This window comes from Leucobacter sp. G161 (assembly GCF_001482305.1).
In the GTDB taxonomy this organism is placed as follows: Bacteria; Actinomycetota; Actinomycetes; order Actinomycetales; family Microbacteriaceae; genus Leucobacter.
Map to the genome: position 1 here is coordinate 221,669 of NZ_LOHP01000060.1, position 19,940 is coordinate 241,608.

The 19,940-nt window shown below is 65.6% G+C and carries 16 protein-coding genes; 7 read left to right on the top strand and 9 right to left on the bottom strand.

The window, feature by feature from the left end; translation table 11 throughout:
- Positions 1-18: 18 nt before the first annotated feature.
- Entirely contained in the window at positions 19-1,578 is a 1,560-nt protein-coding gene (locus AUL38_RS08500) for a class I adenylate-forming enzyme family protein (RefSeq protein WP_059061062.1), read from the top strand.
- A gap of 74 nt (positions 1,579-1,652) precedes the next feature.
- Here AUL38_RS08500 and AUL38_RS08505 read toward each other — a convergent pair whose 3' ends face one another.
- The 5 genes from AUL38_RS08505 to AUL38_RS08525 all read right to left on the bottom strand — a co-directional run bounded on the left by AUL38_RS08505 (position 1,653) and on the right by AUL38_RS08525 (position 9,676).
- Positions 1,653-2,912 (bottom strand): ABC transporter substrate-binding protein, encoded by a 1,260-nt coding sequence (locus AUL38_RS08505; protein ID WP_059061064.1) that lies wholly within the window; start codon positions 2,910-2,912, stop codon positions 1,653-1,655.
- A 243-nt stretch (positions 2,913-3,155) separates the two neighbouring features.
- On the bottom strand, positions 3,156-4,418 hold the full coding sequence (locus tag AUL38_RS08510; RefSeq protein WP_235590661.1) for an ABC transporter substrate-binding protein: 1,263 nt from the start codon (positions 4,416-4,418) through the stop codon (positions 3,156-3,158).
- 145 nt (positions 4,419-4,563) lie between these two features.
- Positions 4,564-8,247, bottom strand: coding sequence for an AAA family ATPase (locus AUL38_RS08515; protein WP_059061066.1), 3,684 nt, complete (start codon positions 8,245-8,247; stop codon positions 4,564-4,566).
- 75 nt (positions 8,248-8,322) lie between these two features.
- The gene (locus AUL38_RS08520; protein ID WP_153006527.1) at positions 8,323-9,024 is read right to left on the bottom strand and encodes a hypothetical protein; all 702 of its coding nucleotides are present in this window, start codon (positions 9,022-9,024) and stop codon (positions 8,323-8,325) included.
- 49 nt (positions 9,025-9,073) lie between these two features.
- The gene (locus AUL38_RS08525) at positions 9,074-9,676 is read right to left on the bottom strand and encodes a hypothetical protein (RefSeq protein ID WP_059061070.1); all 603 of its coding nucleotides are present in this window, start codon (positions 9,674-9,676) and stop codon (positions 9,074-9,076) included.
- A gap of 142 nt (positions 9,677-9,818) precedes the next feature.
- On the opposite strand from AUL38_RS08525, the gene AUL38_RS08530 reads away from it, so the two are divergent.
- Positions 9,819-11,138 (top strand): MFS transporter, encoded by a 1,320-nt coding sequence (locus tag AUL38_RS08530; RefSeq protein WP_083506711.1) that lies wholly within the window; start codon positions 9,819-9,821, stop codon positions 11,136-11,138.
- A gap of 2 nt (positions 11,139-11,140) precedes the next feature.
- Positions 11,141-11,914 (top strand): MerR family transcriptional regulator, encoded by a 774-nt coding sequence (locus AUL38_RS08535; RefSeq protein WP_059061073.1) that lies wholly within the window; start codon positions 11,141-11,143, stop codon positions 11,912-11,914.
- Positions 11,915-11,938: 24 nt separating this feature from the next.
- Here the strand turns inward: AUL38_RS08535 and AUL38_RS08540 are convergent, their stop codons facing one another.
- The 3 genes from AUL38_RS08540 to AUL38_RS08550 all read right to left on the bottom strand — a co-directional run bounded on the left by AUL38_RS08540 (position 11,939) and on the right by AUL38_RS08550 (position 16,737).
- Positions 11,939-15,622 carry an efflux RND transporter permease subunit gene (locus AUL38_RS08540; RefSeq protein WP_059061075.1) on the bottom strand — a complete coding sequence of 1,228 codons (3,684 nt, stop codon included), beginning with the start codon at positions 15,620-15,622 and terminating at the stop codon, positions 11,939-11,941.
- A gap of 123 nt (positions 15,623-15,745) precedes the next feature.
- Positions 15,746-16,132, bottom strand: coding sequence for a DUF4260 family protein (locus AUL38_RS08545; protein ID WP_059061077.1), 387 nt, complete (start codon positions 16,130-16,132; stop codon positions 15,746-15,748).
- A gap of 50 nt (positions 16,133-16,182) precedes the next feature.
- Complete coding sequence (locus AUL38_RS08550; RefSeq protein ID WP_059061079.1) at positions 16,183-16,737, bottom strand: OsmC family protein; 555 nt, start codon at positions 16,735-16,737, stop codon at positions 16,183-16,185.
- Positions 16,738-16,846: 109 nt separating this feature from the next.
- On the opposite strand from AUL38_RS08550, the gene AUL38_RS08555 reads away from it, so the two are divergent.
- The 4 genes from AUL38_RS08555 (at position 16,847) to AUL38_RS08565 (ending at position 19,087) form a co-directional block, all read left to right on the top strand.
- The gene (locus AUL38_RS08555; RefSeq protein WP_153006528.1) at positions 16,847-17,599 is read left to right on the top strand and encodes an alpha/beta fold hydrolase; all 753 of its coding nucleotides are present in this window, start codon (positions 16,847-16,849) and stop codon (positions 17,597-17,599) included.
- Positions 17,600-17,698: 99 nt separating this feature from the next.
- Complete coding sequence (locus AUL38_RS08560) at positions 17,699-18,391, top strand: HAD family hydrolase (RefSeq protein ID WP_059061082.1); 693 nt, start codon at positions 17,699-17,701, stop codon at positions 18,389-18,391.
- Between the two features lie 30 nt (positions 18,392-18,421).
- Positions 18,422-18,646: a GNAT family N-acetyltransferase gene (locus AUL38_RS17940; protein ID WP_304438376.1), complete on the top strand. Its 225-nt coding sequence runs from the start codon at positions 18,422-18,424 to the stop codon at positions 18,644-18,646.
- A gap of 9 nt (positions 18,647-18,655) precedes the next feature.
- Entirely contained in the window at positions 18,656-19,087 is a 432-nt protein-coding gene (locus AUL38_RS08565; protein WP_059061084.1) for a GNAT family acetyltransferase, read from the top strand.
- A 275-nt stretch (positions 19,088-19,362) separates the two neighbouring features.
- Here AUL38_RS08565 and AUL38_RS08570 read toward each other — a convergent pair whose 3' ends face one another.
- Positions 19,363-19,809, bottom strand: a complete 447-nt coding sequence (locus AUL38_RS08570) for a MepB family protein (RefSeq protein WP_059061086.1) — start codon at positions 19,807-19,809, stop codon at positions 19,363-19,365.
- Positions 19,810-19,940: the final 131 nt, after the last annotated feature.

Genomic DNA, 19,940 nt, shown 5'->3' on the forward strand with positions numbered 1-19,940 from the left:
CTGCAGATTGGACACACGATGACAGTTCTCGGAGGCGCAAAGGCGCGCCAACCTCTCACAATCGACCTCATCGCTCGCGGCGCCGCACAGCACGCACCGCGGGTTGCCGTGACGTTCGGCGAAGATTCTCTCACCGTCGCCGAAGTCGACGCGCTCAGCTGGCAGCTCGCGCGTGCGCTGCGTGGCCCCGCCCAACTCAGCCCTGGCCCCCCGCTTGCCCTCCTCATCGACAACGGGCTACTCAGCGTTCCTGTCGACTTCGCGTGCGTTCGCGCCGGCCTGAACAGGGTCCCGCTGAACTCCCGGCTCTCCCCCGTTGAACACGCGCAAATGCTCGCCGAGATCGACGTGAAGCAGCTCATAGTTGGGCCCGGACTCGAAGACCGCGCCGCCCAACTCGCCGGAGTCTCCCCTGGGCTGCAGATACTGAGTCTCGGCGACATCGTCACTGACTCGTTGCCGCTCGGCGATCTCGCAGCAGCAGAGTCGACGGAGCCATTCGAACGCGACGTCGAGCCAGACGAGGTGATCCTCACCCTCTTCACTTCAGGCACCACCGGAACGCTGAAGGCAGCACGCCACACCCAGGCCTCGTACGCCTCGGTCGCCCGCAACGTGATGCTCAATCTCCTCGATCCCCTGCCGGGCGATGCGATGCTGCACGCCGCTTCTCTCATCCACGCAAGCGGCGTGTTCGTCGTGCCGTTCTGGTTGCGCGGAGCGCGCACCGTGATCCACTCATCGTTCAACCCAACGGAGTTTCTCGCAACGCTCAGTCGCGAGCGCATCACTGCGATCAATCTCGTACCGACGATGCTGTCGGCGCTCGTCGACCACCCGGCGTTCTCCGACACCGACGTAACTGCACTTCGATCGGTGATCTACGGCGCCTCCCCCATGCCAACGAAGCTGCTTGAGCGAGCCATGCACGGCTGGGGAAGCCACCGTTTCTGGCAGTACTACGGCCAGACCGAGATCCCGCTGTGCCTTGCCGTGCTGCGTCCTGAGGATCAGCAGCTTGCGCTCTCGGGGGTCGCTGGTATGCCATCGCTCGATGTTGAGATGAGGATCCTCGCTGAGGACGGCAGCGAGGCGCCGCTGGGCACGCCTGGCGAGATCGTCGTTCGTGGCCCTTCCGCCGTTGACGGCTACCATGGTGCTCCCGAACTCACCGCGGCAACATTCACTGCTGACGGCTGGGTGCACACCCGAGACATCGGACTGCTTGACGCACAGGGCTACCTGACGCTCAAGGATCGCACCAGCGACATGATCGTTACTGGCGGGTACAACGTGTACCCCCTCGAGGTCGAGAATGCCCTCACCGCACACCCGGAGGTGCGCGAGTGCTGCGTCGTCGGGCTCCCTGACGAGCGGTGGGTTGAGGCGGTATCAGCCGCGGTGGTACTGCGCGAGGGTGCTGAGGTGAGCACCGCAGATCTCGTGGAGTTCGTGGCCGAACGCCTGGCCGGATACAAGAAGCCAAAGCGCGTGTTCTTCGTAACAGACATCCCGAAGACCGCGGTGGGCAAGCTCAATCGGCGCGCGCTCAGAGAGACGCTGAGCGCTGAGCACTAGCCCAGCTTGCACAGCAGAAACAGCTGAACCCCCGGCTCAGAGAGCCGGGGGTTCAGCTGTGTGCGGCTGAGAGCTTAGCCCTCGATCTCACCGACGGCGACTGGAGTGTTCGTCGCGTCATACTTGTAGATACCGATGAGAGCCGACGACGGCTCGTTCTTATCGGTCAGCGGGCCGCTGCCTGCGCGACCCTCGTAGTGGATGTCCTTACCGTCATCGAGCAGGGCGAGGCAGTCCTTGTAGGTGTCGCAGGTCTCGCCACCATCGGCGCCGGAGACGGCAGCAAGGTTTGCCACGATCGTCTCGGTGTCGGTTCCGCCGCCCTTCTGCGCCGCGAGTGCGACGAGCATGACCGCGTCGTACGACTCAGGCGCGAAGTTCGTGCTCTGGGTCGCGGTGCTGTCTGCGGCGACGAGGGCGTCAAGGAACTCACCCTTCGAGGCACGGCCTGGCGTGGTGCCCTGTGCCCCCTCGAGGAGGCCCGCGTCGAACTCCTCATAGGGAACGGTGTTGCCATCGACGAGGTAGAGCTTCGACAGGTCAAACTTCTGAGCTGCAAGCTCAGGGATGATCTGCTTGGCTTCCTCGTAGCTGACGATTGCAATGGCGTCTGGCTTCTTCGCGAGAGCAGCGGTCACCTCGGAGGTGAACGTGGTCTGTCCCTCGGGGAACTCCTCGCCGGAGCCCTTCGCGCCGTAGACGAGCTCGGCTCCGGCCTCCTCCAGGGTTTCCTGGAAGTTATCGCGAAGGCCAATGCCGTAGTCGTTGTTCTGCGCGAGCATCGCGACCGTGGTGTTGCCGTCCTGCAGCACGAGGTTGCCAAGCGCGCGACCCTGAATGATGTCCGAAGCAATGGTGCGGAAGTAGAGGTCGTTAATGCCTGACATCGCGATACCGGTGTTCGACGGCGACCCCATGAGGATGCCGGCTTCAGTGAGTCGCGGCATCGCGGCGTTCGAGTTGCCGGTACCCATTGCCCCGAGCACGAACGAAGGGTCGGCCTTGACGATCTCGTCGACGCTCTTGTTCATGATTGTCGGGTCGGAGGCGTCATGCTCATTGCCTTCGACGACGAGCTCGATGTCCTGTCCGAGTACGCCTCCAGCCTCATTGATCTCGTCCATGGCGAGCTTCACAGCGGCGCGCGGCCCAAAGATGAGGTGCGCAAGTGTGCCGGTCTGGGGCAACAGCGTGCCGATCTTCAGCGCGCCGGTGTCACCGGCCGCGGTCTCTTCGGGAGCCTTTTCCGGGGTGGATGAACAGCCGGAGAGTACGAGTGCTGCGCCTGCGAACAGTGCGATCGCGGCGGCAGACTTCTTGGAGTAAACCTTCATTGGCTACGCCTTTCCATACGTGTTGGTACGCCCCCACATTGGAGCTGTACTTTCGTAGCGTATCGCTGCGCGTACCGCTTGTGGGCTCTATGCGACAGCCCGAGACAGATTTGTTAGATTCCATACGTTTCTGAGCCGCAGGTTGGGCGTCGCACTGTAGGAACCCCGTGACTTCGCTCCGCCCAGGCGCGCGGACGGCGGCAGGGCCCGTAGCACCCGGGCCCTGCCGCCGAACGCGACTCGCTATCCTTCAATCTCCCCCACAGCTTGGGGCGTATTCGTATCGTCATAGCGATAGATCCCAATGAGGGCCGACGAGGGCTCGTTACCGTCTGTGAGCGGACCGCCTCCGGCTCGGCCCTGGTAGTGGATGCTCTGTCCGTCGTTCAGGAGCGCAAGGCAATCCGAGTACGTGTCACAGGTCTCGCCACCGTCGGCACCGGACACGGCACCAAGGTTCGCGATGATCGTCTCGGTGTCGGTGCCGCCGCCCTTCTGCGCCGCGAGAGAGACAAGCACGACGGCGTCGTAGGCCTCCGGGGCAAAGTTCGTGCTCTGGGTGGCGCTGCTGTCCGCCGCCACGAGGGCGTCCAGGAACTCTCCTTCGGTCGCGCGACCGGGCGTTGTGCCCTGGGCTCCCTCGAGCAGCCCGGCATCGAACTCTGGATACGGGATGGTGTTGCCGTCAACGAGATACAGCTTCGACAGGTCGAACCCCTGCGCCGCGAGCTCCGGGATGATCTGCATCGCTTCCTCGTAGCTCACGATGGCGAGCGCCTCAGGATTCTGTGCCAGCACCGCAGCGACCTCGGGGGCGAATGCTGTCTGACTCTCTTGGAACTCCTCGCTGTTCCCTTCCGCCCCGTACACGAGCTCCGCGCCCGCCGCTTCGAGCGTTTCCTGGAAGTTGTCGCGCAGCCCGGTGCCGTAGTCGTTGTTCTGCGCGAGTATCGCGACGCTCGTGTGTCCGTCGTGCAGGACGAGGTTGGCGAGCGCACGGCCCTGGATGATGTCCGAGGCGATCGTCCGGAAGTAGGAGTCGCTGATGCCTGATAGCGCGACGCCAGTGTTCGACGGCGAGCCCATGAGAATGCCAGCCTCGCTCAAGCGTGGCATCGCCGCATTCGTATTACCTGTTCCCATGGCGCCGAGCACGAAGGAGGGAGCGGCAGCGATGATGTCATCGACGCTCTTGTTTATGATCGTCGGGTCGGTCGTGTCGAACTCGTTTGCTTCAATAACGAGCTCGATATCTTGGCCGAGGACGCCGCCGGCATTATTGATGTCCTCCATCGCGAGCTTGACGGCTGCCTGCGGTCCATAAATGAGATGCGCGAGCGTGCCTGACTGCGGCAGCAGCGTGCCGATCCTCAACGGCCCGGTGTCTTTTTCAGCGCTTCCAGGGGAACCGTCATCGTCGCCGGTTGTTGCGCAGCCTGAGAGCGCGAGCGCAGCCCCGGTGAGCAGCGCGAGCCCGATGGCGGCTGTGTGTGCGTGAAACCTCATCGCCAGCACCTTTCCATTGCGGTTGAGCCCCGTGGGGCCGGTTGCTTCGAAAGGGTAACCGGAAGCGGAACGCCACGACAGGAGTGTTGCAGAGTTGCAATACGAATGACGCACATTGGGTTGGGCTGATGCAGCCCGGTACCACCTAGACTTCGGCGCCGAGCCGTTGGCCGACGACGGCCGAGATGCCGTCGCGCCGCATGGAGACTCCGTACAGGGCGTCAGCGATTTCCATCGTGCGTTTCTGGTGTGTGATCACGATGAGCTGGGAGGTCTCGCGGAGCCGTTCAAAGACGTGCAGCAATCGCCCGAGGTTCGCGTCGTCAAGCGCAGCCTCGACCTCGTCCATGATGTAGAACGGGCTGGGGCGGGCTTGGAAAATAGCAACGAGCAGGGCAACTGCGGCCAGCGAGCGCTCACCGCCGGAGAGCAGCGACAACCGCTCCACCTTCTTGCCAGCGGGCCGCACGGAGATCTCGATACCGGTTCCGAGGAGATCGTCGGGGTTCGTGAGCGATATCTCACCGGTCCCACCAGGGAAGAGGATCGGAAACACCTCCGCGAACGCGGCGCGCGTGTCTTCGAAGGCCGCGCCGAAGATGCCCTGCATGTGCTCGTCGAGCTCTTCGATGATCTGTCGCAGGTCGGCGCGCGTCTTCGTGAGGTCAGCGAGTTGCTCGACGAGGAACTTGTGCCGCTGCTCGAGCGCTGCGAACTCCTCGAGCGCGAGCGGGTTAATGCGACCGAGTTCGGAGAGCCTGCGCTCAGCTTTGGCGAGCCGCCGCTCCTGTTCGGCGCGGACGAACGGCACGAACTGCTGCGGTGATCGTTCGGCTGCACGGTCAGCGGCTGCACGGTCAGCGGCTGCCGGCGCGGCTGGCTCCTCGATCCCGAGCTCGGCGGCGAGCTGCTCCTCGAGCGTGCCGGGTGGTTCGCTCTGTATGTCAGCCGCCGGCCCGCCCGACAAGACGGGCTCAACGGCCGCGTCCTCGGGTTCGCCGCCAACTGGGATGCCGTTCTCTGGCCCGTACTCGGCAACGAGGACCTCCTCGACAAAGCCAAGCTCGTTGCCGGCGCGCTCCAGGAACGCAGACAGCTGCAGTTTCCGCTCGTAGCTCTTCAGCTCGGCACCGTGCACAAGCTCCGTCAGGGACTGCAGCCGGCCACGCACCTCTGATTCTTCGGATCGCAGCAGGGTGAGCTCCTGGCTGTTGCGTGCCCGCTCCTGCTCAGCGGATTGTTGCGCGGTGCGTGCTTCCGAGAGGGAACGATCGCACGCGTCAAGAATGTCGGGGAGCGCCGCAGCAACCCGCTCTGCCTGCGCGACCTGCCTACCCCTGAGCACGGCGCGGCGCGCAGCTTCCTCAGCAGCGCGCCGTTCCGCCTCGAACTGCTCGGCGACGACTTCGCTGCGCGCCTCGGCGGCACGTGCACGCTCCTTGGCAGTCTCGAACGCGAGCCGCGCTTCGATCTCGAGCGCCCTGGCCTGCTCGACCTCGACGAGCAGCCCGTCGCGCTGCGTCGCGTCGAGGATCGGTCGCGGTTTCGCCTCGGCTTCCTGGAGTCCGCGCGCCGCACGAGTTGCGGCATCCGCTGCCTCGTCCGCTGACTCCGAGACTCCGGCGAGTGCGGTCGCCGCACGATCCGCCTCGGATCTCGTCGCCTCCGCTCGCACGATGAGCTGCTGTCGGCGACGGGCATGCTCCGCCAAACGTGCGTCGGCCTCGCGGAGCTCGGTGTAGGCAGCCCGGCTCTCGGACTTCAATCGCGCGACGAGCTCGCGCTGATCCGCGAGGGAGGTTGCGGCCGCGGCAACTTCTGTCTCGATCTCGGCCATGCGGCGTCGAGTCTCGGCAAGGTCGGCCGTGAGCTCGATGCGGGAGGGCGCCTGGCCCGATCCACCCGAGAGGGTGTGTTCGGTGAGCACGTCGCCGTCCGCGGTGACAATGGTGAAGCCAGCCCCCTGCAGGGCGTGCCTGAGCGCGACTGCCCCGCGGAGCGCCTCGTCGGCGTCGCTGGCAATGTAGCTCCTCGCGAGCAGCCCGCGTACTCCGTCTGGGGCGTCGATCAGCACCTCGGCGACGGCGACAAGGCCCTCGACTGGAGCAGGCGCGTCGGGCACCGCTGCTGCACTGGCGATGACGGCCCGTAACCGTCCAAGATCCTGCTCGTGCGCGCCTGCGACGGCACTACCGGCGACCTCTGCCGTATCGACGAGCAGCGCATCGGCAAAGACACCGAGCGCCGCGCCCACAGCGGCCTCGAAGCCCTCGCGAACGCGCACGTGGTCGGCAACTCGGCCGCGCACCCCCTCGCGAGCTTCGGCGAGCAGCGCTCCCGATGCGTCGCGCTGGTCGAGGGAGCGGGCGAGTGCGCTCGCCCGAGCCTCGAGCCCCGCGGACTCCTGCTCGAGGGCATGCAGCGAGCTCCGCAGTTCGTCAACGAGCTGTTCTGCCGCGGTTTCACGTTCTTGCGCGGCGCGGTATGCCCCGTCAAGGCCACCCTCCGGCAGCTCCGCTGCTTCGCTCTCGGCCTCGAACGCCGTGAGCTCGGCCTGGGCGTCGTCAGCCCGGGTCTCCGCCTGCGCCACGGCCTGCGTGCGCCGGTCGAACTCTGCCGCGAGCGTCTGCCGTTTTTGTTCGGCCGCGTCGACCCGACCCCGCAGCTCCGAGAGTTCGAGATCGTGCTTCGAAACGAGTTCAGCCTGGGCTTGGATGTGTTCGTCAATGGCGTCGAGTGCCTGCTGCGCTCTGCGGGTCACCTGCTCGGCGGCGCGCCACGCGTCTTCGCGTTCAGGAATGAGCCCTGCGAGTTCGTGGGCCTCCGCGCGAGCCTCATCGACAGCGGATCGGGTCGTCAACGGCGCCTGCTCTGGCGCATCGGACTGCGTGGCGAGGAACGTCAGACGCTGCTGCGTCTGAGCGTACAGCCCCCGCAGTTTGGCCTGCGCGCTCTCCAGCGCAAACGTGACGCGGCGGGCCGCATCGAGTTCATCACCCTGCTGTTCGTGCTCGAGACGCTCGATCCGCAGCTGCTTCTGTTCGACCTGCTCCTGGAGCACGATCCGCTCCGAGTGGCGCTCGGACTCATCCTTCGCGAGGCTCGCGAGCTCGATGCGTAGCCGAGTGACGTCGTCAGCAAGCAATCGCGCCTTCGCGTCACGCACTTCGGCCGCGATCGACTGCGCCTGCCGGGCGACTTCTGCCTGGCGACCGAGCGGCTTGAGCTGGCGCCGGATCTCCCCCGCGAGATCGTTGAGGCGGGTGAGGTTTGTCTCCATCGCGTCCAGCTTGCGGAGCGTGCGCTCCTTGCGCCTGCGATGCTTGAGGATGCCGGCCGCCTCCTCGATGAAGCCGCGCCGGTCTTCTGGCGTTGCGCGGAGCACAGTGTCGAGCTGCCCCTGGCCGACGATAACGTGCATCTCGCGGCCGAGGCCGGAATCGCTCAGCAGTTCTTGGACGTCGAGCAGGCGGCACGATTCGCCGTTGATCGCGTACTCGCTCGAGCCGTTCCGAAAGAGAATTCGGCTGATCGTCACCTCGGTGTACTCGATCGGCAGTGCGCCGTCGGAGTTGTCAATGGTGAGCCGCACCTCGGCACGGCCCAGCGGCCCGCGGGTCGAAGTCCCGGCGAAGATGACGTCCTCCATCTTGCCGCCGCGCAGCGTCTTCGCGCCCTGCTCACCCATCACCCATGCCAGGGCGTCGACCACATTCGATTTGCCTGAGCCGTTCGGGCCAACGATGGCAGTGACCCCCGGCTCGAACTGAAAGGTCGTCGGCTGCGCGAATGACTTGAACCCGCGAAGGGTGAGGCTCTTCAGGTGCACGCCGTGTCCCTTTCGCTCGTTCGTAGCTCGCGCAGATTATTCCCAAACCCTACCGCGCGAGTTGGTTCCGATCCCTTATCCCGCGCCGGATCCGCCGGTTCCATCGCCGCCACCGAGGCTCACCGACACGATGAAGATCACGGTCACGACAAGTGCGCCCGCGAGTACCCCGAGGAATACCCGCTTGCCGGCCCAGGTGACCGAGCCGCGGGCCAGCAGGTAGCTGAGCCCCGAGATGAGCATTACAGGGAAGAGCACGACGGCGGTAAAGACGATGAGCGCCCAGGTGGATTCGACGCATGGCGGCCCGAGCGCGCACCCGATACCGCTGCCGTTCGTGACGATGGGGAGCAGCCACGTGACAAGCAACGCTGTGGCGTAGGCGACAAGTCCGAACAGCACGGCTTGGGTGATGGGCAGGAACCGCCTGAGCCAGCCATGCAGCGCTGCGGCGAGAACGGCAGTCACCATCGCAGGGACAACAACCATGGCAGCCCCCGCGAACCAATCAGGCGCGAAGTAGTCGATTCGCCCGTCTGCGAACAGCAGCACGGTGAGCAGTGCGACGCTCAGCCCGATTGCGAGCACGCTGAGGGCAACCCGCCAGGCTGCGCTCCACCGGGAGATGCTGCGCCACGGGTGTGCCTCGTCGCTACGCCGAACTCCCCTGCCGGTGTTGCGGCCGAGCGCGTTCTCTCCGGATCTTCCTGGGTCGCCGCTGAGCCCCTCGCCGCGGCCCATTCCGGCGCCCTGGTACCCACCCATGTATGCGTTCATGCGTGCCTCCGGTGGTGTGGTGTGTGTCCGCGCATCAGCCGATGCCGGATCATTGGAATGTGAGTGCGGCAGCGAGGACGAGGCCGCTGCAGACGGTGGCGCCGATGAGCCAAGCTCGCACTCGGCGCCCGCTCGGGGTGACGGTGGCGAGCGCGAGGCCGTAGCCGACCGTGGCGACGAGGATGAGCGGCAGGAAGACGAAGCCGGCGAACATGATGGTATTCGCGGTGTACTCGGTGCAGCTGGACTCGCTGCCGCAGGAGGGGTTTCCGAGCGCGTCCACAATTGCGAGCACGGCCGCGATCACGTTCGCGCTCAGGTAGCTCAGCAGGCCGAACAGGAGCGACTGCGTGAAGGGGACGAAGCGGGTGAGCCAGCGTTGACTTACTGCGGCGAGCGCGGTGCAGAGTATTGCGGGGACGAGCAGTACGCTGATCACCCAGCCCATGCTGGGGAGGAAGTATTCGCCTTGGCCGGCTCCGGTGAGAAGTGTGTTGAAGACGAATGCGATACTCCAGGTCGCGAGCACGCAGAGTCCGACGCGCAGCGCTTTACTGCCAACCGGGGTGGTGAGCCATGGGTGCGCGTCTGCGATGGGGCGCTGCTCGAGTCCCACGGCTGTGCGCTGCGCTTCGGTTGCGTCGGTGTGCATGCGTGCTCCCTGGTGTAGGTCTCTTGCGCCCTGTGGTTCGACAGTACCAAGCCGCTCAAGCCACGCATAGCTCTGCCACATCTTCTGGTCCGTCCGACGTGCGGTTTGACCGTGCCGCGGCGGCATGGTTTCCCATGGGGGCATGCACGCATCCACCTGGGTCTATTTCGGTTCATACAGTCTCTCCCTCTTGGGCAACGGCATCGCGTCCGTCCTCTTCCCTCTGCTGGTCCTCGCCCGCACGGGCGACGTGCTTGCTGCGGGGACCGTCGCGGCTGTCACGACGGGGGTTGGCGCGGTCGTCGGGGTCTTCGCCGGCGTCGTGGTGGATCGGGTGAACCGCCGCACCGTCTCCGTCGTGAGTGACCTGCTGTCGGCTGGCTCGGTTGCTGCGCTGCCCGTTGTTGACGCGCTCTGGGGTCTGAACCTTGCGTGGTTCGTTGGTCTCGGGGTTGTCGGCGCGTTCGGCGATATGCCCGGCCTGACCGCGCGGGAGAGCATGCTCCCCCGGCTCGTCGAGCTGTCGGCGGGGAAGGACGGGCCAAAGCCGGGCGCGCTGGACCGGGTCGTTGGCGGTCGGGAGGCGCTCACCGCCGCGCTCGTGATGGCGGGGCCGGGCATCGGCGGCGCAATCGTCTGGCTGTCGGGCGTGAGCGCCACCGCGATGCTCATTACTGCGGCCACGAGCACGGCGGCTGCCCTCCTCTCGCTGTTCCTCTCCCGCCGTGCTGGCGCGATCCTCCCCGCGGGGGTCTCCCGTGCGGGTGTACCCGCACGCTCGGGCCCCGGGCGCGCGCTGCGCGAGCTCTTCGAGGGCTGGCGCTTCCTCGTCGGCAACCGGCTCGTGTGGTGGTCGACGTTGCTGACCACGGTTTCGGTGATCGCGCTCACTGCGCTGCAGGTAGCGATTCTCCCCGCGTACTTCACTGCCGAAGAGTTACCCGGGCTCGCGGGCCTCGCGATGTCGGGCATCGCGCTGGGGAGCCTCGTTGGCGCGGGTCTCTACGCCGTCACCGTTGGCAGCGTGTCTCGTCGGACCTGGTTCGTTGTGGGCGTGTGCGGTTCGGTGATCGGATTCCTTGCGTTGGGCTCGCTCGCGTCTCCGTGGATCGTCATCGGGGCGGCCACCTTCGTCGGTGTCACGAACGGACCGCTCTCGGCCGCACTCGGTGTCGCCCTCATCGAGGCAATCCCTGACGAATTGCGCGGGAAGGTCCTTGGCGCCCAAAACGCACTGATGCTTGCCGGGCCCGCGCTCGCGCTGACTCCGATCGCGGCGCTCGCTTCGGGCTACGGCCTGGCAACAGCGGCGCTCACTGTCGCGGTCGGGATCGCGGTCGCCATGGTCGGCGCGCTCTTCGTTCCCACGCTCCGCTCCTTGGGCGGCCCCACCCCTCATTCCGTCGAGCACACCGGCCCCTCAGCGATAATGAAGCAACCACCGCTACCCCCGGAGGCGTAATCATGGCATGGAGCACGCGAGAGCTCGCGAACATCGCGGGAGTGAGTGCCCGAGCGATCCGCCACTGGCATGATGTCGGGATCTTGCCGGAGCCCGCTCGCCGGTTCAACGGGTACAAGCAGTATGAGAGCGCCCATCTCGTGCACGTGCTGCGGATCAAGCGGCTCACTGCGCTCGGGTTTCGGCTGGACCGCATCGGCACGCTCCTCGAAACTTCCGCGCTCTCCGCTTCCGCGAACATCGGTGCGAGCGCACCAGCCGAACACACCGTGGCCGAACTCACCGCGCTACGGGCCGAGCTCGACGGCAGGATCACGGAACTCGAGCGGGTGCGCAGCGACATCGACGAGCTGCTGGCACAGGGTGCCGCCCCGGATCTCTCGCTCGCTGCGCTCCGTGTGCAGGGCGTGCTCGGTTCGGATCAGACCTCACGCGACATCGCCGTTCTGCTCGGGCACCTCACTGACGAGGAATACCTTGATGCGGTCGTCGGCCAGCTCACGGGCTTGGATCAGGACATGCTGGAGCTCGAGCGGGAGGTGACGGGACTTCCGCCATCGGCGAGCACCGAGGCGATCGACGCCCGCGCTGCTCGCGTCGCGGCAGGGGTGCGGAAGTTCATCACCGGAAACGAGCGCCTCGATCAATCAGCTGGCAGCGCGTCGTCGCCTCATCTGAGCGTCGGGCTCATCACTGACGTTTTGCTCGGGCCGATGAACCCGGCGCAGCGCCGCGTCATGGAAAACGTGTTCGAGGCGCTCGCCGACCTGGAGTAGGGCGAGCGCCTCGAGCACTGCTGGTTAGTCGCGAGTGCTGTCGTCGAGGCCGAGAACCTCAGTCAATTCGCGGGTATCGCTGGCCGCCGCACCGTCTGCCTTCGCCGCTGCCCGGGCTTCACGCTTCGCTGCCCGCTTGTCGAGCTTGCGCTCACGGCGGCGTTCGACGAGTGTGTAGAGCACCGGTACGAGGATCAGCGTGAGCAGTGTCGAGGACACCAGCCCACCGATGACGACGATCGCGAGCGGACGCGAGATGAACACGCCTCCGCCGGTGAGTCCGAACGCCATGGGGAGCAGCGCGAAGATCGTCGCGGCCGCAGTCATGAGGATCGGTCGCAGCCGCAGCCTCGTGCCGTGCTCGACGGCTTCCTCAAGCGTCGCGCCGCTCGCCCGGAGTCGGTTGACGAGGTCCATGAGCACGATCGCGTTCGTCACGACAATACCGATGAGCATGAGCAGTCCGATGAGCGCGGGCAGTCCGAGCGGCACCCCGGTCAACAGCAGCCCGAGGATCGCGCCGGTCGCCGCGAACGGTACCGAGATCAGCAGCACCAGCGGCCCGCGGAAGCTCCTGAACGTTGCCACCATCACGAGCATGACGAGCATGATGGCCGCAAGCATTGCGATGCCGAGTTGTGTGAAAGCTTCGTCCTGTTCTGCGCTCACTCCGCCGACGTCGAACGTCACTCCCGCGGGCAGATCGACGGTCGCGATCGCACGCTCCACTGCCCTATTGGCTGCGTCGAGCTGTCCCTTGCGCGGTTCAACCGACAGGGCAACCTGCCGATCGCCGTCGGCGCGGGTGATCATCGGCGCCGTGAGCTCTTCCGTCACCGTCGCGATCTCGGAGAGCTTCAACGGAGCTCCCTTCGCCTCAGTCGCCGCTTTCTGCTCAGCCTCGGCAGCCTGCTGGTCAACGAGCTGCTGGGAGGCGTCGCTCTGGCTCTGTCGAAGCGCTGCAATCTGTTCGTCCATGCCCGCGATTCCGGCCTGGGCACCAGAAATCGCGCCCTGCAAGCCAGCGAGCTGCTCGGCCCGCTCCTGCGCCGCCTGCTGCTTGCCCACCTCGGTCGGATCGATCGGCGGATAGGGAGTGACTGGTGCCTTTGACAGTTCGGCGAGCTGCGCGTTGAGCTCTCCGAGCTGCTGCACGAGTTCGCCGCGTTGTACGCCGGCTTCCCAGATCTGATTGCTGAGCTCGGTATTTGCTTCGAGCCGCATACGCTCGGCCTCGGCCTCGGCCTTCTCCTGCAGCGCGTCGCCCGCTGCTTTCTGCGCGAGCGCGGTCTGCTGTGCGGTCACTGGGAGCTTCAGCTCGCCGAGGTTCGCCGCGGTGTACTCAGTGCCAGGCGTGCGCAACACGATGTCGCGTTCGCTGCCTGCCAGCATCATCCGACCGATGGTTTGCCCCTCGAGCGCTTCCTGGATCGCCTTCGCGACCCCTGCCCGGTCGAAGCCGAGACCCGTCGCTTTTGCTTCGTCGAGCGCTACACGCATGAGGGGCTCTTCGCCCTTGAGCTCGCTGTAGACGGATTTGACGCCCTTCGCGTCGGTGAGCTCCTGTTCGAGCAGTTCACTCGCCTCGCGCATTGCGACGGGATCGTTACCGCGAATCTGCAACGAAATGCCGCCGCCGCCAGATCCATCGCCAACGAAGGCGTCCTGTGTGAGGAGCCGCAGCCCCCCTGCCCCCTCGAGCGTGTCAAGCTGCGCCTGAACGGCGTCGCTCACCTGGTCGGCGTCCGAACCGTCAGCCAGCTGCAGGTTGTACGAGATCTCCCCCGCGCCGTTTCCGACGGGGATCGTGGTCATCACGTCACGTACACCGGTCACCTTGCCGAGCGCCTCCTCGACGGGCTCGGCCGCAGCAACGAGATCCGTGGTGCCAGTCTCGACAGTCTGCGTCAGCTGCAGGCTCTCTTGTCCAGAGGATCCTAGGAAATCGGTCGGGATGAAGACTGCCAGTACGAGCGTCACCGCGAGAATGAGCCCCGAACTCACGAGCGTAATCACCGGGTGCCTGCGTGTCGCGGACAGCGCCGGCATGATCGCGCGTTGCAGCCGGTCAGGTTCGGTGTGAATCTCGCTGAGCTCAGATGGGACATCCGTCTCGTGCGCTGCGGCGGTCACTGCGTCAGTCGGTGTGACACCGTCGACCGCTGCGGCGTCGTCAATCGCTGCGGCGTTGTCTGCGCCGTCAGCGTTTGCCGCCTGCGGCGCGGCGTGGCCCTTCTGCTTTGGCGGCTTCTGCATGAACCAGTATGAGAGCACGGGCACGATCGTCAGCGCGACAAGCAGCGAAGCGAGAAGCGCGATCGATACTGTAATCGCGAACGGGCGGAAGAGCTGGCCGGCCATGCCTGAGACGAACGCGATGGGGAGGAACACGGCGACGGTCGTGAGCGTTGACGCGGTAATCGCACCAGCGACCTGGCGCACGGACGCGACGATCCCTTCTACCGTGAGCGGCCCGTCGCCGCGCCTGCGACTGATATTTTCGATGACAACGATGGAGTCATCAACCACGCGGCCGATGGCGATTGTCAGCGCACCAAGCGTCAAAATATTGAGAGTGTTATCGCTCCACTGCAACCCGATGAGCGTGATCAGCAACGAGAGCGGGATCGACACGGCGGCAATAATCGTCGACCGCCAGGATGCAAGGAACGCGAGGATCACGAGCACAGCGAAGACGAGTCCGAGGCCTCCCTCGACCGCGAGGTCGTGGATCGACTGCTCAATGAAGGGCGCCTGATCGAAGATCGTCACGAACTCGGCCTTCAACCCCGGGGCCTGGCGATCGAGTTCCGCGGTCACCGCGTGTGAGATCTGCACGACGTTCGCGCCCTGAGACGGTGTGATGGTGAGCGTGAGCGCTGGCTTCCCGTTCACCCGCGAGATGGTGTCCGCCGGGATCGCTTCCGTACGCACATCAGCGAAGTCCGAGACCCGCACGACGCCGTTCTCAACCGCGATCGGGAGCGCCCCGATCTCGTCGACGGTGCCGAGCGCCGTGCCGACGGTGATCGGCATCGATCCTTCGTCGGTAGCTGCCTGTCCCGCGGGGAGGCTGGCACCGTTCGTCTGCAACGCGAGTTCGATCGCGGCGGGATCCACCTTGAGCTTTTCGACATCTGCTGGACGTAGATCCACCACGATGCGCTGCGCCTCGCGGCCAGACAGTTCAGCTTTCTGTACACCGGGAATCGCTTGCAGCGCGGGGACCAGCCGCTGCTCGAGCGCGTCGCCGAACGTCGCTTCGTCGCCCGTGGTGCCTGCGCTGAGCATCATCGCAGGCATGTCGTCCGCGCCACCCGAGTACACCTCAGTGACGGTGCCGCTCGGGAAGCTTGTCTTCACGGCATCGACCGCACCACGAAGGGTACGCATCGTCTCGTCGGCGTCCTCGTCGAACGGCCACTCAACAGTGATGCTCGAGTAGCCGCTGAGGGTGTTGGACGTCACGGAGGTGACACCGGGCACCGCGCTGAGGGCCTGCTCGATCGGTTCAGTGACGGTATCGACCATCTCTTCGGGGGCGAGGCCTTCGGTTTGCACCGACACAAACGCCATCGGCACGTTCATCGAGGGCATGAGCTCTTGTTTGAGCGCCCCCATAGAAATGATGCCGAGCACCGCGACCGCGAGGGTCACGAGGCCAACGATGAGACGATTCTTCAGACTGAGTCTGGTGAGCGGGGTCATAGAGTCTTTCGGGCAGGATCGGACGCTCGTACCGAACTAGTGTCCCGCCGCCCGGCTCAGAGCGCGTCGTACCGTAGTACTACACGTGTCAGCCCACAGGATGATTTTGACCCGCGAGCGACCCTACAACACGGGAATGATGCTGCCGTCGGGCGCGCGCCGACCAAAATTCAGGGCTCGATCCACTGCGATGTGCACGAACCATGCCAACCCGGCAACGCCGATCGCCCAGATCCCGCCGTTCATCCCGCCAGTGAGGAGGAACACCGCGAACCCCACCGCGAGCACTCCAACGGCGACGAAGGCGTTATGCATCGCGTTGTAGAACTGCACGCGCTCGGGCTTCAGCCTCCCCTTGCTCTCGAACGCTCCAATGAGGGCGATATCGGGGAGGATCGCGAAGATCACCGCGACCGTCACCGCCGGCAGTCCAAACCAGACACACCAGAGCACAGTGATAATCAGCCACAGCAGGGCACTCATGCCCCACACCACTCGCGTATAACCCATGAGCCAATGCTATTGGGTGCCGCGGGCACGAGGCTGCGTGCCCGCCGCGGTTACGCTTTGGCGACCGTCACCGAGACTGGGGTCGGGTTGGCAAACAGGTCGTAGACCGGGCAGTTGATGTCCACGGCATCGCGGAGTGATTCGTAGCGTTCCTGGGTTTCAGGCCCTGTGAGTTCGACGTGCAACCTGATCGCGCTGAAGCCGGGCCGTACCGAATCGTCCTTGCCGAGCAGCCGAGCGGCGTCGAGATCGCCCTCGGCGGTCACGCGCACATCATCGACCTGGATCCCGAGAGCCTGCGCGTACAGCCTGTACACGACGACCTGGCAGCCGATGAGCGCGCCCAGTGCATAGTCGACCGGGCTCGCTGCGACATCGTCACCGGCGAGCGCGGCAGGCTCGTCGATGTAGAACTCGTGCGCCCCGGCGCGCACACGCGTCGCGACACCGCCCACACCCTCGCCCTCGGCACGGTAGGTGAGGTGGGAGGAGGAACGCTTCGCGTCGATCCGCTTCCCCCAGGCCTCACCGGCCTGCTGCAGGCGCTTCGCGCGGTCCTCGGCGGTGATCTCGGGAACAACTGGGGCTGTGGTGAGTGTCGTCATGGCTGCCACGTTAGCCGCGGGCCAGCCACGGCGCACACGCCAACGACACACGCAGAAACACTGCGTTACTTGGCGTCATCTGGGCTTCTCGCTGTTAGGCTTCGGCAGTATGAACACTATGATTTCGGGCTCCGGGTCAGACGTGCTCTTTCTCCACGGCGGCGGGGTCTCCGGCTGGATGTGGAAACCCGTTATCAACCAGCTCGCGGGATCGGTTCGAGCAATCGTCCCCGATCTTCCCGGGCACGGCACGAGCAACTCGGTCGACTACGTGTCGCACGCCGATACCGTCTCCCGCCTCGCCGAACTCATCCACGACCGAGCACCGCGCGGCGCGATCGTCGCCGGCTTCTCCCTCGGCGGTCAGCTCGCAATCGCCCTCGCCAGCTGGCACCCCGAACTCGTGCGGGGCGCGCTCATCGTCAGCGCCGAGACGAAGCCGGCTCCCGCGCAAGCCGCAACGCTCTCGCTCCTGCGCCGCACCGCACCGCTCGCGAAACAGGAATGGTTTGCGAAACTGCAGGCGAAACAGCTCGGTGTGCCCGGCGCGTACCTCGCGCAGTACGTCCGCGATAGCCAGGCGCTCCGCGTGGAGACGCTTCTCGCCAGCGTCGGAGAGAACATAGCATTCACGTTGCCCGAGGCCTGGCAATCATTCACGCGCCCGACCGCAGTCGTCGTTGGCAGCAAGGAGCGCAAGCTCATGCACGAGTCCGCGAGGCTCACTCACGAGTCGCTCCCCCACAGCGAACTCATCCTCGCCGACGACGCGGCCCACGACGCCCCGTTTACCCGACCCAAACTCCTCGCGGAGCAGATACGCACACTCGCCAGGGCGACCGGCCCGCGCTACGCGAGGTGAGGGCGCCCCGCCCGGAGCCCGAAGCCCGGCACCCGGCACCCGGAACCCGGCGCCCGGCGCCCGGACCAACGAGACAGGAGCACGCGCCCTGCGCGACGCATGATTTCACACGTCTACTTCGACTTCTTCGGCACCCTGGTCGACTACGATCCGTCGGTGCTGCCTGACGCTGCCAACGCCCCACACGACTTCGCGGTGCGTGCAGGGGTCGATATCAGCCCAACCGAAGCGAGCGAATGGTGGCAGCAGGCATGGATTGAGCTCGACACCGAAGCGGACCGCACTGGTCGTGAGTGCTCAATGCTTGAGATCGCCGCGCGCTACGCCGAGCTTCTCACCGACGGAACAGGTGCCGTCGACGTGAGCGACGCAGATCTTCAGCGACTCGTTACGGAGTATCTCGACGCCTGGACCGCCGGCATCCGACTCGCAGCCTTCGCGACCGAATGCCTCGAGGATCTGGCACGAGACCACTCGCTCTCGGTCGTGAGTAACACCCACGATGCCGATCTCGTTCCGCGGATGATGCGCAGGTTTGGTATCGAACAGTATTTCTCCCAGGTCTTCACGTCGGTGGATCTCGGCTGGCGCAAACCCCATCCCGAGATCTTCGCGACCGTGCTCAGACACCACGGGATCCCCGCGGGCCAGGCGGCCTTCGTCGGTGACAACTGGGCCGCAGACGTCGAGGGGCCGATTGCTGCCGGCATGGCCGCCTTCTACGTGGGAGTGCCGTCACCGGGTCGACTCCCCTCCACGCTGGCGGAGATTCCCGGCCTTGTGCGCAGGTAGCGTCGCGCCTGCGCTCGTCGCGCGCTGACGGTGCCGAACCTGAGCACACGATTGGTCAGTGCGGTCTTTGGCCAGTGCGGTCTGTCGCGTCGGAGCATCCGCGGAGCTGACCTCATTGAGGTGGGATACCTGTTCAACCGGGCGTACTGGCGCCAAGGGTATGCCGTCGAGGCGCAGACATGCCGCATCTCGCGTTTGTTGTCGACCGGTCGACCGCCGAGACCGCTTCATTCTGACCTGTTCCACCTGCTGTAACGTGAGAACATGTCGCCCTCAGCAACGATCAGACAGTTTCAGCCCACAGACGCAGACGCGACAGTGGCGCTGTGGGAGGCCTGCGGCCTGACCCGACCATGGAACGATCCGCACGCCGACATTGCGCGGAAGCTCACCGCGCAGCCCGAGCTATTCCTCGTCGCTGAGGACGAGGGTGCCATCATCGGGAGCGTCATGGCGGGCTATGACGGGCACCGCGGCTGGATGTACTATCTCGCGACCGCTTCGACCCATCGGGGCCTTGGGGTGGGGCGATCGCTCGTCGCCGCGGCCGAGGAGCTGCTTGAGGCAATGGGGTGCCCCAAATCACAGTTGATGGTGCGAAATGATAACCACTCGGCCATCGATTTCTACACGCAGCTCGGTTACGAGACCAATGAGGTTCGGGTGCTCGGCAAACGCCTCATCACCGACGCGTAGGCGGGCGTAGCCTAGGGTCCGGCACCCGGCACCCGGCACCCGGCACCCGGCACCCGGCACCCGGCACCCCACCGTATGCAATCGCCGATCCCTAGCGCCGAAACCGCGATTTTCTCCAGATATTGGGCAGATTACATACCGATGGACCGGGCCCTGCTTGGGCAGGGGCCCTGCTTGCACCGGGCCCTGCTTGCACCGGGGCCCTGCTTGCACCGGGGCCCTGCTTGCACCGGGCCCTGCCGCGACTGCGCACAGCCAAGTTCTGCGGGACGGGCCTATGCCAGCTGCTCGAACGCAGGCGCTTGCGCTCGCTGGGCCCGCACTGCCTGCGCGTTGAGTCCGCCGCTCCAGCCGGGGTAGACCCTAAATCCGCGCTTGCCAGGGGAAGAGCCGGAACGCACGACTCCAAGATCGGCAAGCATGTCCTGGGTGAAGCGGAACACTCCGAACCGCTCCCCCTCTGTCACAAACACCATGAGGCCAACCACGGAACCTACGCGGGGAAATGGTCGCGTCTCGCCTCTCGCCCCGCGCTCCCAGCCTGCGACGAAGGCGCCGGGCTTCGTCGGCGTGACCCGCGCCGTGCGGATGCGCCACACTTCCCCATCCAGGGAAACGGTGCCGGATTCATAGCTACTGCTCTCTTCCTCTCCCCACGGGCCCGCCACAGCGCGTCCGTTGCCGTCATGCAGCTGAAAGCGTTCAAAGCTCGAGAATCTCACTGGACCAGGGTATCCCCGTGATCCGGTGCCGAAAGCCGTGCAGGCGCACGCGCGACCGCGACCCCGACCGCGACCGTCGGCACAATGCGAAAACTCCACAATAACTCTTGCGCAATAGTCATTGTGGACTA

Excerpts from the sequence above, each read along its gene's own strand:
- AUL38_RS08500 (WP_059061062.1), top strand. The coding sequence starts at position 19 with ATGACAGTTCTCGGAGGCGCAAAGGCGCGCCAACCTCTCACAATCGAC.
- AUL38_RS08560 (WP_059061082.1), top strand. The coding sequence starts at position 17,699 with ATGATTTCACACGTCTACTTCGACTTCTTCGGCACCCTGGTCGACTAC.
- AUL38_RS08510 (WP_235590661.1), bottom strand. The coding sequence starts at position 4,418 with ATGAGGTTTCACGCACACACAGCCGCCATCGGGCTCGCGCTGCTCACC.
- AUL38_RS08520 (WP_153006527.1), bottom strand. The coding sequence starts at position 9,024 with ATGAACGCATACATGGGTGGGTACCAGGGCGCCGGAATGGGCCGCGGC.
- AUL38_RS08525 (WP_059061070.1), bottom strand. The coding sequence starts at position 9,676 with ATGCACACCGACGCAACCGAAGCGCAGCGCACAGCCGTGGGACTCGAG.
- AUL38_RS08545 (WP_059061077.1), bottom strand. The coding sequence starts at position 16,132 with ATGGGTTATACGCGAGTGGTGTGGGGCATGAGTGCCCTGCTGTGGCTG.
- AUL38_RS08550 (WP_059061079.1), bottom strand. The coding sequence starts at position 16,737 with ATGACGACACTCACCACAGCCCCAGTTGTTCCCGAGATCACCGCCGAG.
- AUL38_RS08505 (WP_059061064.1), bottom strand. The coding sequence starts at position 2,912 with ATGAAGGTTTACTCCAAGAAGTCTGCCGCCGCGATCGCACTGTTCGCA.
- AUL38_RS08565 (WP_059061084.1), top strand. The coding sequence starts at position 18,656 with ATGTCGCCCTCAGCAACGATCAGACAGTTTCAGCCCACAGACGCAGAC.
- AUL38_RS08530 (WP_083506711.1), top strand. The coding sequence starts at position 9,819 with ATGCACGCATCCACCTGGGTCTATTTCGGTTCATACAGTCTCTCCCTC.
- AUL38_RS08540 (WP_059061075.1), bottom strand. The coding sequence starts at position 15,622 with ATGACCCCGCTCACCAGACTCAGTCTGAAGAATCGTCTCATCGTTGGC.
- AUL38_RS08555 (WP_153006528.1), top strand. The coding sequence starts at position 16,847 with ATGAACACTATGATTTCGGGCTCCGGGTCAGACGTGCTCTTTCTCCAC.
- AUL38_RS08535 (WP_059061073.1), top strand. The coding sequence starts at position 11,141 with ATGGCATGGAGCACGCGAGAGCTCGCGAACATCGCGGGAGTGAGTGCC.